This is a genomic window from Lysinibacillus sp. LZ02 (assembly GCF_050613145.1).
In the GTDB taxonomy this organism is placed as follows: domain Bacteria; phylum Bacillota; class Bacilli; order Bacillales_A; family Planococcaceae; genus Lysinibacillus_B.
In genome coordinates, this window is the sequence record NZ_CP192507.1 from 3,904,954 (window position 1) to 3,917,909 (window position 12,956).

Here is a 12,956-nt window from a genome sequence, read left to right on the forward strand (position 1 = left end):
AAACTATACATAATGAAAAAGGAAAGGCGGTCTCTTTGTGCAAGCTATAGCAAAACTCGTCACTCAATACGCAAAAACCATTATCGTTATTTGGATATTGTTTTTCATCACCATGGCCTATTTCGCCATGCAACTTCCATCAAAACTTCAGGGTGATGGCTTTTTCGTAAAAGATGATCATATCCGTGTAACCGAGGAGCTTTCTGAAACATTCGGACTCCCTGCTAAAACCATCTTTGTCTTATTTGAAGATAAAACTGGACCTGAAATTGAACGGGTTTTATCTAACTTAGAAGCCGTTGAGGAAATCGATTCCATTGCTTCGCCAAACGATATAGAAGCATACAATCGCGATCATCTAGCGTACGCTACACTCAACTTTGACAATTCGATAAAGGATTATTTCCCTATTATTGATGAAATCCGTGACATATTAGCAGGTGAAGAAGGGATTGAAATTACTGGGCAACCTGTTATTTCAAAAGACATTAACGTTGCAAGCCAAAATGATTTAATGAAGGCAGAAACAATCGGTGTGCCGATCGCCATTATCGTACTACTTCTCGCATTCGGTACAGTCGTTTCTTCTTTACTGCCAGTTTTAGTTGGTGGTGCCACGGTTGTTGCGGCATTTGGGATTTTAACCTTACTAAGCGGGAATGTGAATTTATCCATTTTCATCTTAAATATCGTACCGATGCTTGGGCTTGCCTTAAGTATCGACTTTGCCCTGTTATTTATTAATCGTTACCGGGAAGAACGCGGACAAAAATCCATTGAGGAAGCGGTACAAGTAGCAATTACGACAGCCGGACGCTCGATTATTTTCTCTGCACTATGCGTTATGATTGGGCTTGGTGCAATGGTCGTCATCCAAGTAGAAATTTTCCAAAATATCGCACTTGGTGGTTCCATTGCTGTACTGTTAGCAGTCATTTCTGGGTTAACACTGTTACCGGCCCTCATTACAGTACTAGGCGACCGCTTAAATAAATGGCGCCTCATTCGTGTCAAAACGACTGCTGGTCGCTGGCAGTCATTTGCTGGCTTCGTCATGAAAAATCCAATGAAAATTATTTTCGTAGCAGTCATTTTACTTGGCTTTGCGATGGTTCCGATTAAAGATATCGAACTGACGATTCCAACAGTCGATGCACTCCCGACTTCTTACGAGGCACGACAAGCATACGACACCTTAACAGACGAATTTGGACTTGGTGACCAAGCAACGGTGTTTTTACTTGCAGAACGTGACAATGGTTGGACAGACCGCGCTGGGCTACAACAAATGCTCGACATTCAAGAGAAATTACAGGCGGATGCACTCGTAAAAGAAGTCACAACGATGTTTACGGCAGCCGATATCGATTCAGTTGATACATGGGAAATGGTCAATACTAACCCGCAAACGCCGGGGATGCTCAATAAGGTAGCAGAAAACTTCGTGCAAGACAATCAAATGTATATGGTTATTTCCATTAATGCACAAGGGGCTTCTACCGAGGCACAGAACTTTGTGCGTGATTGGATGGATCAAGATTTAGGGGTGGAATTTGCATTAGCAGGGCAACCGAAATTCAATCAAGAAATCTTTGATGAGATTGCCAATAAGATTGGGCTCGCCTTAACGATTATTATTGTAACAACCTTTATTATTTTAATGTTTGCCTTTAAATCTATTTTAATTCCGTTAAAGGCCATTATTATGAATGTCATTGGCTTAGGCTCAACGTTCGGTATTCTTGTGTACATTTTCCAATATGGGCATTTCGGTCTCCCGGAAGTGACGATTGCACTCATTATTCCGGTGATTGTATTCTGTCTTGTATTTGGCTTAAGCATGGACTATGAGGTCTTCTTAATTTCTCGTATACAAGAAGAATACGAGAAAGGCGCTGAAAATACAAAAGCGACAATCGACGGGCTCGTTTCTACATCCAAAATTATTACATCCGCTGCACTCATTATGATTGTCATTACAGGTGCTTTTGCCTTTACGGATGTAATGCCTGTGAAGCAAATTGGGATTGGCATTGCAATTGCGGTTGCGATTGATGCGACAATTATTCGTTTAATGCTCGTTCCAAGCTTAATGAAATTATTCGGCGACTGGAACTGGTGGTTACCATTTGTCAAAAGAAAATCAAAGCAATAAGAAAAGCGCAAGCGCCTACTCTAGCCCCGACATGCGTTGGAGATAGGCTCACAGTGTGCTTGCACACGAAGAGACTTTCGAAACGTCACGAGGGGATGGGCGCTGGAGCTAGACACGCTTTCAATTTGAAACAGTTTATACTTTCTTATCTAAGAACAAAAGCGCTAAAGCACCTGCTAATCCCCGACACGCGCTAGAGGGGATGGTGCTTTCGCCTAGACGTAGATGCTCTTTTCAACAATCGTTATCCACAATGCGGCATTTTATCATTTCCTTAACAAAGAAAAAACGCACTTTCGCTCACTGGCGATCGTGCGTTTTTATTAGTCAAAAAGTTGACCATACCAAGCTTTTGCAGCTTGTACTTCAGGCATTGTTAGTTGATGCCCATAGTCAAACCATGCTACTTCTACAAGAGCACCTGCATTTACTAATAATTGCTCTAGCTCTTCTGATTCTTGCGGTGGACACATGAAATCATTTGTTCCTGCGCCAATCCATACATTTACATCTTGTAAATTTGGCATCGTTGCTTCACGGTCAGGTACCATTGGATGATGTAAAATGGCTCCTGCTAAACTATGTTGATGGCGGAATAATAAATTCCCTGCAATATTAGCACCATTGGAATACCCAATAGCTACAATTTTCGATGCATCAAAGCCATACTGAACACTCGCTGATTTGACAAAATCATATAGCTCATCTGTACGGAAACGAAGATCTTCCATATCAAACACACCTTCAGCAATACGGCGGAAAAAGCGTGGCATGCCATTTTCTACTACTTGACCGCGCACACTTAAAACATTCGCCTCTGCATCAATCTCTTTTGCCAGTCCAAGTAAAGCGTGCTCTGTCCCACCTGTCCCGTGCAGTAATAGTAACGTAATGTCCTTTGTCCCTTGTTCAAAAATATGTTGCATGTCCTCACGCCCCTATAATTATCTCGAATTTGAGATAATTATAGACTCATACGTCGAATTAGTCAAAGGAGCGGATTGCTCATCTACTTCTTCTGTTTCAGGTACCCCTCTATTATTTGGATCAATCCCACCATTGTTGCGACCATATTTGGACGGATCATACGTATTATAGAAAATGGTAATCACAATGACGGCAAAAATAGATGCTATAATGATTGACCCGATGACAATAAAAGCAAACTTTTTACCATTTGACGTTCTCTCTTCCATCATCATTTCCCCCTTTTACTTCACTGGGCGAAAGCCTTCCTCGCGTAAATATTCCACCGCTGCCTCACGCGTACCAAATGCTTCCTCTAAATTATCGTTATGATATACATTCCACGAACGATTTTCATACACTAGTTCAAGCTCTGTACGGCTGCGGTCTACCCATACTTCAATAATTGGTTCATCATCAAAATCCTCTGATAAATATTCAATCGCATCTGCAATAATCGTTCGCAGTGCTTCTTCCGAATAATCACGAATATTAACAAGACCTTTATCATTCGCTTCTTTTTCATATTTTAATAAGTCGCCAATGAATACAAAACCATTCCCATTTGGATGTAATTTTTCAATCACAATCGTCTTTTCGTATAAACTTTCTTCAAAATGATAATTAATACGTTTTAATGAAATTTCCTTCTTTTTTAACTGTGTGAACTCTTCGATAATCGCTTGCTTTTGTTCAAATGTAAGCATAAAAATCTCCTTTTAATTTCTTTCGCCCACTAGTATAACATACAGAAAAGAGAAGTAGCCTGGCTACATACTTCTCTCACATCTCAATGACGCCACCTATAGAGGGGGGGGACTTCTACTAAAAGAAGCTATACCGTTTTCGTTGCGGCTTCTTTAATTTTTTTACGCTCCTCATATATATTAACAACAATTACTTTTAATACGGCATATGTCGGAATCGCAATCAAAATCCCGATAAACCCTGCAATATTCCCTGCTGCTAATACAATGGAAATAACCGTTAATGGATGGATATCTAATGATTTTCCCATAATGTTTGGTGTGATTAAGTTGCTTTCAACTTGTTGCGCTACTAAGGTAATCACCAGTACCCAAATGACTAAAACGGGATCCTGTAAAATCGCTACAACGACAGCTGGTACAAGGGATACCCACGGGCCAATAAACGGAATCATATTCATAAAGAAGGCAAAGATTGAAAGTAGCAGTGCATACTCTAACTTAATGATTAAATACCCGATAAGCATCATGATGGCCAGTATCGAGCTAATAATGACTTGTCCTTGTACATAGTTACGAAGCACACGATCAATATCCTCTAACGTCTCCTTTACCCACGTACGGCGTTCACCGGTAAATATTTTATAAATATTTGGCGCGAACTTTTCATGATCCTTTAACATAAAAATGAAAAAGAATGGGACGAGAATAAGTGTAAACGTCGCTGACACGGCACCGCTAATAACGCTGACAAGCCACGTACTACTTTTCACGGCAATCTCCTGAATCGAATTCGAAATAGAGTCAACAAACTCTCCTACTTGTGGCGGTAAATTATCTCTATTATTAATAATGTAATCTGTTGTTTCCTGAATATTCGTGGCGATCATTGGTGCATTTTTCACCAAATTATTCACTTGAGTAGCAATTGGATTGCCAATCATTAATAAAATCCCTGTTACTACGCCTGCTAGTAAAATAATGATTGTACTAATACTTGCCCATCTCGGTAAGCCGCGCTTTTCTAACAAACGCTGAAGCGGCTCTGTAACATAATACAATACGCCTCCTAATAACAATGGAATAAAAATCGTTTTTAAAATGATAACGAATGGACTAAAGATCCCTTGAATCTCTATAAAATATTTAATAATTAAAAGACCAATTAAAATGCCGACTCCTACTTGAAACCATAGTTTCTTTGTCATTATTTACCTCCTTCTTATTGATACTCTCTAAACTCAACTATGTATTTGAAAGACATGAACCTAGCTATTACGAGATGGTAAAATTGTCACCTTCCTACAAAATACCTTGTTCCTTCTTACATACGTGATGAAACGATAGAATGTTTCACTCTATAATCATTCAATATTATTAATGGCTCTTCGCCAAAACGTGTACTTGACCGTACATTCCGTTACGGGCGGACGCTTTCCGCGGGCGAGGTCGAGCCTCCTCGTCGCTCATTCTTCGGTGCTCCTGCCGCTCCGCTTTCGTCGCAAATAAATTTCCTGCGGGGTCTCGGGCCAACATGATGTTGGTCACAAAGGCGTTGTCACAGGACGTGACGGTTTTAGCCTTTGTTCTTCTATCGCTTTTCCCGCTGGACTCGCCACCCTTCACTCCATGTAATTTTGGAATTCTACATTTTTTAATCAAGAACATATTTCGGAACCTTATTAATTATACTTTATTTTACTGACCAAAAAGAAGACTTATAAAAGAGACTATCACCAAAGAGTAGAGATGAACTAAAATGCTAGTGTTCATCACTTACATAGCTTTCACCATTGTTGCCTCTTTCAAACCCTATTTATTCGTTCACGTAGGACATACTTCGCTTTATAGGGATTCCTTTTTTAAAATAAAAGAATGAGCAGTAAGTAAAACGCCACCGCTCATCCTTCATTTTTATAACTTTGTATCATCAATGCTGTTTAAATACGCTTCAATTACACCCACTACGGATTGTACACAGCCCTCTTCAAATGGCGAGATTAACCCAGCCTCTTTGACTAAGCCTGTAAACGATTGTGAACCACCTAAGCTGCATAAATGGACATATTCCTTCCATGCTGCCTCAAAATCTTCACGTGAACGCTTCCAGAATTGGAATGCACAAATTTGCGCTAACGTATAGTCAATATAATAGAACGGACTTGCATAAATATGCCCTTGACGCTGCCAGAAGCCGCCTGACTCTAAATACTCCTGACCATCATAATCACGATGTGGCAAGTATTTTGCTTCGATTGCTTTCCAAGCTGCACGACGTTCTGCTGGTGTCATTTCTGGATTTTCATACACAACATGCTGGAACTCATCAACGGCTACACCATATGGTAAGAAAATCAGCCCTCCACTTAAATGGGCAAATTTATATTTATCTGTATCCTCTTTAAAGAACAACTCCATCCATGGCCATGTAAAAAATTCCATACTCATCGAATGAATTTCACAAGACTCGAAAGTTGGCCATAAATATTCTGGAATACCAATATTGCGACTGGCATACACTTGATAAGCATGGCCTGCTTCGTGTGTTAAGACATCGATATCGCCTGATGTACCATTAAAGTTAGAAAAGATAAATGGCGAATCATAGTTTTCAATAAACGTACAATAACCACCAGATTCCTTGCCCTTCTTCGCCACTAAATCCATTAGCTCACGATCTAACATATAGTTGAAGAACTCCCCCGTTTCTGGTGATAATTCTTCGTACATCTTTTTACCATTTGCTACAATCCACTCAGCATCGCCTTTTTGTGTCGCATTCCCTGATAAAAACTTGAATCCTTCATCGTAGTATCTTAAATCTTCTACTCCAATGCGCTTTGCTTGGCGCTCGTACAACTTTGTAACAAGCGGTACGATATATTCACGTACTTGCTCGCGGAATTTTGCAACCATCTGTGCATCATAATCTATGCGATTCATATGAATATAGCCAAGTTCTACATAGTTTTTATAACCAAGTGTTGTCGCGATTTCATGGCGAATTTTCACGAGCTGATCATATAAGTCATCAAATTTCTCTCCATTTTGTGCAAAAAAATGAGCTGATGCATCGCGTGCTGCTTTACGTACCGCACGATCTGTTGATTCACCATACGGGGCAAGCTGGGCTAGCGTTAATGTTTTGCCATCAAACTCAATTTGTGCAGAGGCTACGAGCTTGTTATATTCTGAGACTAATTTATTTTCCTTTTGCATCAATTCAATAATCGCTGGTGAAAAACCTTTAATTTGGTTATCTGCTAACGCAAATAATTGCGCTCCCCATTTTTGTTCTAATGCTGCGCGAAACGGTGAGTTGACAAGCGCTTTATAGTACTCCGTAATCACATCGTCCATTTCCGGCTCGATTTCATCTAAATAATCCCGCTCTTGTTGGTAATATTCATCCGTTGTATCAATAGATGCACGAATATATACAAGGTTCGCTTGTGTGGAAAAATCTTTGCGATATGCATTAATTTTTTCAATGACTTCGCTTTGTTCCTCCACTGTTGTCGCTTGTTTAAATTGTTCAATGTATGCATGTACCGCTAGCTTAATCGCCGGCATATGTGGACGCTTATACTCATAATCTGTAAATTTCATCGTATCCCTCCTAATTAATTCGAAATCCGAAATTTATAGTTTTATTATTTAGTATTTTTACTATAAATGCAAGAAAAAGAGTGCAGATATCCTATCTACACTCTCAAAGAAATCGTATCATTTCTCTATTCTACCCATTAATAAGCAAGCATTTATCGAATCGTGAATTTATTAACGGATTCTTGTAACCCTTGAATTTCGTTTGATAAATCATTCGAAGAGTTTGTCACCATTTGCACTGCTTTTTGCTGTTCATCTACAGACGCCGTTACTTCCTCCGTCATACTTGCGTTCGTTTCACTAATCATCGCAATTCGCTCAATAGAGGCAAGCATCGTATTTTTCGAGTTATTTAGTAACTGTACGCTTGTAGATACTTCTTCAATGGAACGAATAATCGTTTCAACTGCATTGCCAATGTCTTCGAAAGATTGTTCCGTCGTTTCCACTGACTCATGCTGCCCTTGAACAATCGCATACGTTTTAGACATCTCATTCGTTACTAATTTGGTCTCTACTTCAATCCCTCTGAGCGTATTTCGCACTAAATCGGTTGCTTGGCTTGTTTGGTCAGCTAATTTTCGCACTTCTTGGGCGACTACAGCAAAACCTTTTCCATGTTCGCCCGCACGTGCTGCCTCAATCGAAGCATTTAAAGCTAATAAGTTCGTTTGGTCTGAAATTTCATTAATTGTATTCACAATCCCCTCGATGTCACGAACTTTCCCAATTAAACTATCTAATACATCTTGCATAGATGTAATGAGCTCATAAGATTCTGTAGAGCGCTCTTTTAATATTGTTAAATTATCTAGACCTTCCGCATTCGACTTCCGCATCTTTTCAGATGAGTGTAGCATCAATTCATTTTTCTCATGTAATTGCTCAATTTCTTGTGCAAAACTTAACGTGATTTGGTTTGTTTCATCCGCATCTGCCGCTTGTTGTGAAGCACCTTTCGCTACTTCTGTTGCCGCTTTGACAATGTCTTCTCCAAATGCTGTTGTTTCCTCTGCAACGGCAGTTAAATTAGTCGATGTATTTTGAATTTCCCCAATCGTATGCTCAACATCGGAAATAAGTACCTTTAGCTGACTCACCATTTCATTGAACCCTTTGTTTAATACACCGACCTCATCATGTCGTTCTGTACTGTCTAACTCGACCGTTAAATTCCCTTTCGCTACTTGTCCAACACGTTTTGATAGCTTCATAAGCGGGAAAGCTAAATGACGAGAGAATAAAATGGCCGCTACTCCTCCTAGGACAGTTGAAATAACCAATGTAATGAGTATGACCTTTAATAACGCGTTAGCTGGTGCATTGAAGTCCTGTAAATACGTTCCTGAGGCAATAATCCAGTTCCAATCTTCTTCTAACTTTGAGTAAATTAGTTTTGGTGCCACTTCAGTTTTTCCTGGCAACTCAAATTCATAATACGTAAAGCCTCCACCCGCTACAGCTTGTTCCTTTACTTCACGTATAAAGTGCTGACCTGAGCTATCTTGGTCATTCCATAAATTATCGCCTTCCCGTGTAGGGTGACCAATTAACGTCCCTTGGCGATTGATAATATATATATAGCCATTCTCTCCTAAATCAGAAGGGTTCGCTAATTGTCTTTTTCCATCTGGTCCTTTTTCACCTATCAGCGCAGCCTTTACTTGTTCCTGTGCCTCTTGTACCGTAATCGCTCCGCTGTCTACCGCTACCTGCGCTTGATCCATTAATTGTAGTGCAGATTCTACACTATTTTTAATTACTGTTTCCCCTAGCTGATCAAGCCCCTGTTGCGCTTCCATGTAACTAACAAAACCAATGATTGAACTAGGTAGTAAGAATAATAAAAATGAAAAAATCAATAATTTTCCACGAATTGTACGTAAAACACTCATTTCATCACCACTTTTCTATTTTTCCCAAATCCCCCGTTATCTTTATTATTACATAAAAATGTAATTAAACAATTAAATTCCGACAATTTTTCTACAAAAATCAAAAAATATTTAAAATCATCAAAATAAAAAGTGTGGCACCTAATGATCAATAGGTACCACACTTCCTTTTATTTTATAACACGCGTGTTGATTTACCTTTTATGTGAATGGGCTCCTTGGATACGTTGATTTCCGCTACGGCTGACTCACTTTCCGCTCCAATCAACAAGCAAGTCCCTTTTATCAACCATTCCACTAAAATATCACGCTTATTATTTCGTAATATTTGTATAATCAACACCTCTGATTTTATAACTTAAATTTTTCAATCTCACGTACAACTTCTTCAGATGTTTCGTCCAAACGAACAACTACTTGATTTAAACGGTCTATCATTTCTACTTGTCTATCGGTAGAACCCACTACATTTCTCGCTTGTGCCGTTGCCTGTGTCATTAATGTATTCATTTGCTCTGTTGAGGCAAGTACTTGCTCAGCACTTGCTGACATTTGTTGAATTACGGCTGAATCATCATGAATTTGTTCATTTACATATTCCACTGCTTGCAAAATTTCTTGTAGTTTGTCCCCAATTAATGCAACTGCAGCGCTACCACCTTTTACATCTTCCGTACTAGAAGCCATTTCAGATAATGCTCGCTCTGTAATGACAAGAAAACTTTGTAAGTGTTGATGGATATCTTCGGCTGAATGACGAGATAGTTCAGCTAATTTACGTACTTCATCTGCTACAACAGCAAAACCTTTTCCAGCCTCACCTGCCCTCGCTGCTTCAATTGCGGCATTTAATGCTAGTAAGTTTGTTTGGTCCGCAATATTTGTAATCACGCTTATCATTTCTTCAATAGAAGCAAACTTTTCACCCATTTCACGCACATGATCCGACGTTTGAATAACCGATTTTTCTACGTTTTGAATTTGTACCACAACTTTTTGTGAATCAGCAACACTTGACTCTACTAAAGTTGTCATACTACTTGAAGATTCCGCAATTTCATTCGTCGAATCTGCTAAGCGTTGAATCCCTAATGCCATTTCATTCATTGCCAGTACAATTTCACCATTATTTGTCTTTTGTTGTTCACTGCTCGCTGAAATATCCACAATATTTTTCGTAATGATGGCATTTGAATCATTTACTTGAACCGTTGTATCATTAATATCATGAACTGCTGTCTCTAAATTATTTGTTTTTTCACGAATAGCCTTGAATGTCACTTTTAATGTTGAGAGCATGTTAGAAAATGCCTGTGTAAACTGTGTAATTTCATTATTAGCTGTTTTTTTAATATTTGCTACTATATCATTTGCGCCTTTAAAGTCGCCTTCTTCTAATAAAGTAGACGCTGTTACTAACTTGTTTAACGGTCTTAATGACTTCGTAATATAGTAGAATAGTAAACCAAGTGCAACTAAAATAAGCAATGCAAACACGCCGACCATGCTCGGTAAAATACTTTTTGTAATGCTACTTGTAATACCTGCCACATAAGATGCATCGATATCCACACCTAAAAATGCAATGACTTCTCCTGCATTATTTTTAATAGGGATAAACCCTGAAATATATTCACCATAATCACCCGCTAATAAATCGGAATAATAATGACCATCTTGCAACACTTTCTCGATATGTTCATATGTGGTAGAACTCGAAATATCGCCGAGAGCCGCTGCCCCTTCCGTGTCATCCACTGGCATACCGTCCACTAAAAACGCTACACCTTCTCCTGGTTGCGGTACGGAGTATGTATACGCATAAAGTACACCATTCATTTCACGTAATTCATTTAACTGCTCACGCAATTCCCAATACACTTCATTTTCTGCTGGATTTTTTATGAATTCATCATATTTAACTATATCGATATAGTTTAATATATTTTCTGCAATGGTAATTGTCTGTTCACCAACTGTTGCTTGTACAGATTGTTTGGACGTATAAATCATTAAAAATGCGTTCAAACCAAGCAATACCACAAATATCATACTAGCTATTAATATAATTCGACTAGCGAGACGTCCCTGCTTTTTCATAAATACCCTCCTCCTTCCATTATTTTATTAGCATTCTGCTATAATAAAATGAATTGTGCAACTTTCTTGCTTATACTTTAGTATGGTAATCAAAGAACTTAGTTAGAAAAACAATACTCACATCAAAATAGTGTAGAGTGTATCCCTTTGTTTATAAAGATGAAAAAGTCACCCTTGCTTCTCCTAAAAAAAGACTTTTATCATTTCTCAATGATAAAAGTCCCTTTTTTATACACTATTCACCTAAATCAGCATTGTGATATACGCGTTGCACGTCTTCTAAGTCTTCTAACGCATCAATCATTTTTTCGAACTTCGCTAAATCATCACCGGTTAATGCTACTTCTGTCATTGGAAGCATCGTTAACTCAGCTACTGCAAACTCCTCAATACCCGCTGCTTTAAACGCTTCTTGTGTCACATGGAATTGATCTGGCTCTGTATAGACAATGATTGTCCCTTCTTCATCCAGAATATCACGTGCATCTAAGTCCGCTTCCATTAAGATTTCAAGCACTTCATCCTCAGATTTACCTTCAATACCAAATACAGCTGTTGCTTGGAACATATGTGCAGCGGATCCACTTACACCCATGTTACCGCCGTTTTTACCGAATGCCGCACGTACTTCTGATGCTGTACGGTTGACATTGTTTGTTAACGCATCCACGATGACCATTGTACCGCCGACACCGAAGCCTTCGTAACGTAACTCGTCGAAGCTTTCTTCGCCGCCACCCTTCGCTTTATCGATCGCTTTTTCAATAATGTGTTTTGGTACTGAATATGTTTTCGCACGCTCTAAAACAGTTTTTAACGCACGGTTTGATTCTGGATTTGGCTCACCTGACTTTGCAGCTACATAAATTTCACGACCAAATTTCGCATAAACACGACTGTTAGCAGCGTCTTTACCAGCTTTTTTGTCCTTAATGTTATTCCATTTACGACCCATAGTTCCACTCTCTTTCAATTTATATAAAATGTAAATTGCCTTGTAACTTAATTATTATACAAAAAAAGTGGCGTATTATAAAGTGAACCTTCACACAATAGGGGCTCATCTTCTACCCTTCTATAGAGGCATACAGGCATCACCCCATCATTTGGCAATGCCTGTATGCCTAACTTCCCGCTGCTCCCTTTCCTTTATCACATTTCGAATCATTATGTAAAATTAATACTGTTCTTCAATTTTAAAAATAGAAGCTACTACAGAAAAATGAATCGTTTCATCTTTCAAAAATCTATTTCACCACAGATGTGTTGATTATACAAATACTAGTAGATTATGAACGTGCTTTTTAGTGAAATGATTAATAAAAAGGCGCTTGCTCGTTGATTAGAGCGGAGGTGACTCGACTCCAGCAGGAAAAGCACGAGCTGAAAATCCATTTCTTTCGGTACTTACCGAAAGAAATTAGTTGAAGCCGTGCCTGCGGAAAGCGAGTCAACCGTAGCGGAAATCAACGTATTCCAATGTTCTCTTTAACAATAAGAGGTAAATCAACACGCATGCTTTCA

At 38.9% G+C, this 12,956-nt stretch carries 9 protein-coding genes; 1 reads left to right on the plus strand and 8 read right to left on the minus strand.

Annotated features, from left to right (window positions below):
- Positions 1-37 precede the first annotated feature (37 nt).
- On the plus strand, positions 38-2,155 hold the full coding sequence (locus ACQQ2I_RS18840; protein WP_431028277.1) for an MMPL family transporter: 2,118 nt from the start codon (positions 38-40) through the stop codon (positions 2,153-2,155).
- 323 nt (positions 2,156-2,478) lie between these two features.
- On the opposite strand, the gene ACQQ2I_RS18845 is transcribed toward ACQQ2I_RS18840, so the two are convergent.
- The 8 genes from ACQQ2I_RS18845 to ACQQ2I_RS18880 form a co-directional block, all read right to left on the minus strand.
- Positions 2,479-3,081 carry an alpha/beta hydrolase gene (locus tag ACQQ2I_RS18845; protein ID WP_431028278.1) on the minus strand — a complete coding sequence of 201 codons (603 nt, stop codon included), beginning with the start codon at positions 3,079-3,081 and terminating at the stop codon, positions 2,479-2,481.
- Between the two features lie 18 nt (positions 3,082-3,099).
- On the minus strand, positions 3,100-3,351 hold the full coding sequence (locus tag ACQQ2I_RS18850; RefSeq protein ID WP_431028279.1) for a hypothetical protein: 252 nt from the start codon (positions 3,349-3,351) through the stop codon (positions 3,100-3,102).
- A gap of 15 nt (positions 3,352-3,366) precedes the next feature.
- Positions 3,367-3,828, minus strand: coding sequence for a hypothetical protein (locus ACQQ2I_RS18855; protein ID WP_431028280.1), 462 nt, complete (start codon positions 3,826-3,828; stop codon positions 3,367-3,369).
- Between the two features lie 128 nt (positions 3,829-3,956).
- Positions 3,957-5,036, minus strand: a complete 1,080-nt coding sequence (locus ACQQ2I_RS18860) for an AI-2E family transporter (RefSeq protein WP_431028281.1) — start codon at positions 5,034-5,036, stop codon at positions 3,957-3,959.
- 706 nt (positions 5,037-5,742) lie between these two features.
- The gene (locus ACQQ2I_RS18865) at positions 5,743-7,437 is read right to left on the minus strand and encodes a M3 family oligoendopeptidase (protein ID WP_431028282.1); all 1,695 of its coding nucleotides are present in this window, start codon (positions 7,435-7,437) and stop codon (positions 5,743-5,745) included.
- Between the two features lie 152 nt (positions 7,438-7,589).
- The gene (locus ACQQ2I_RS18870; RefSeq protein ID WP_431028284.1) at positions 7,590-9,332 is read right to left on the minus strand and encodes a methyl-accepting chemotaxis protein; all 1,743 of its coding nucleotides are present in this window, start codon (positions 9,330-9,332) and stop codon (positions 7,590-7,592) included.
- 351 nt (positions 9,333-9,683) lie between these two features.
- Positions 9,684-11,432: a methyl-accepting chemotaxis protein gene (locus ACQQ2I_RS18875; RefSeq protein ID WP_431028285.1), complete on the minus strand. Its 1,749-nt coding sequence runs from the start codon at positions 11,430-11,432 to the stop codon at positions 9,684-9,686.
- Between the two features lie 235 nt (positions 11,433-11,667).
- Complete coding sequence (locus tag ACQQ2I_RS18880; RefSeq protein ID WP_391374035.1) at positions 11,668-12,387, minus strand: YebC/PmpR family DNA-binding transcriptional regulator; 720 nt, start codon at positions 12,385-12,387, stop codon at positions 11,668-11,670.
- Between the last annotated feature and the right edge of the window lie 569 nt (positions 12,388-12,956).

Excerpts from the sequence above, each read along its gene's own strand:
- ACQQ2I_RS18845 (WP_431028278.1), bottom strand. The coding sequence starts at position 3,081 with ATGCAACATATTTTTGAACAAGGGACAAAGGACATTACGTTACTATTA.
- ACQQ2I_RS18850 (WP_431028279.1), bottom strand. The coding sequence starts at position 3,351 with ATGGAAGAGAGAACGTCAAATGGTAAAAAGTTTGCTTTTATTGTCATC.
- ACQQ2I_RS18855 (WP_431028280.1), bottom strand. The coding sequence starts at position 3,828 with ATGCTTACATTTGAACAAAAGCAAGCGATTATCGAAGAGTTCACACAG.
- ACQQ2I_RS18860 (WP_431028281.1), bottom strand. The coding sequence starts at position 5,036 with ATGACAAAGAAACTATGGTTTCAAGTAGGAGTCGGCATTTTAATTGGT.
- ACQQ2I_RS18865 (WP_431028282.1), bottom strand. The coding sequence starts at position 7,437 with ATGAAATTTACAGATTATGAGTATAAGCGTCCACATATGCCGGCGATT.
- ACQQ2I_RS18870 (WP_431028284.1), bottom strand. The coding sequence starts at position 9,332 with ATGAGTGTTTTACGTACAATTCGTGGAAAATTATTGATTTTTTCATTT.
- ACQQ2I_RS18875 (WP_431028285.1), bottom strand. The coding sequence starts at position 11,432 with ATGAAAAAGCAGGGACGTCTCGCTAGTCGAATTATATTAATAGCTAGT.
- ACQQ2I_RS18880 (WP_391374035.1), bottom strand. The coding sequence starts at position 12,387 with ATGGGTCGTAAATGGAATAACATTAAGGACAAAAAAGCTGGTAAAGAC.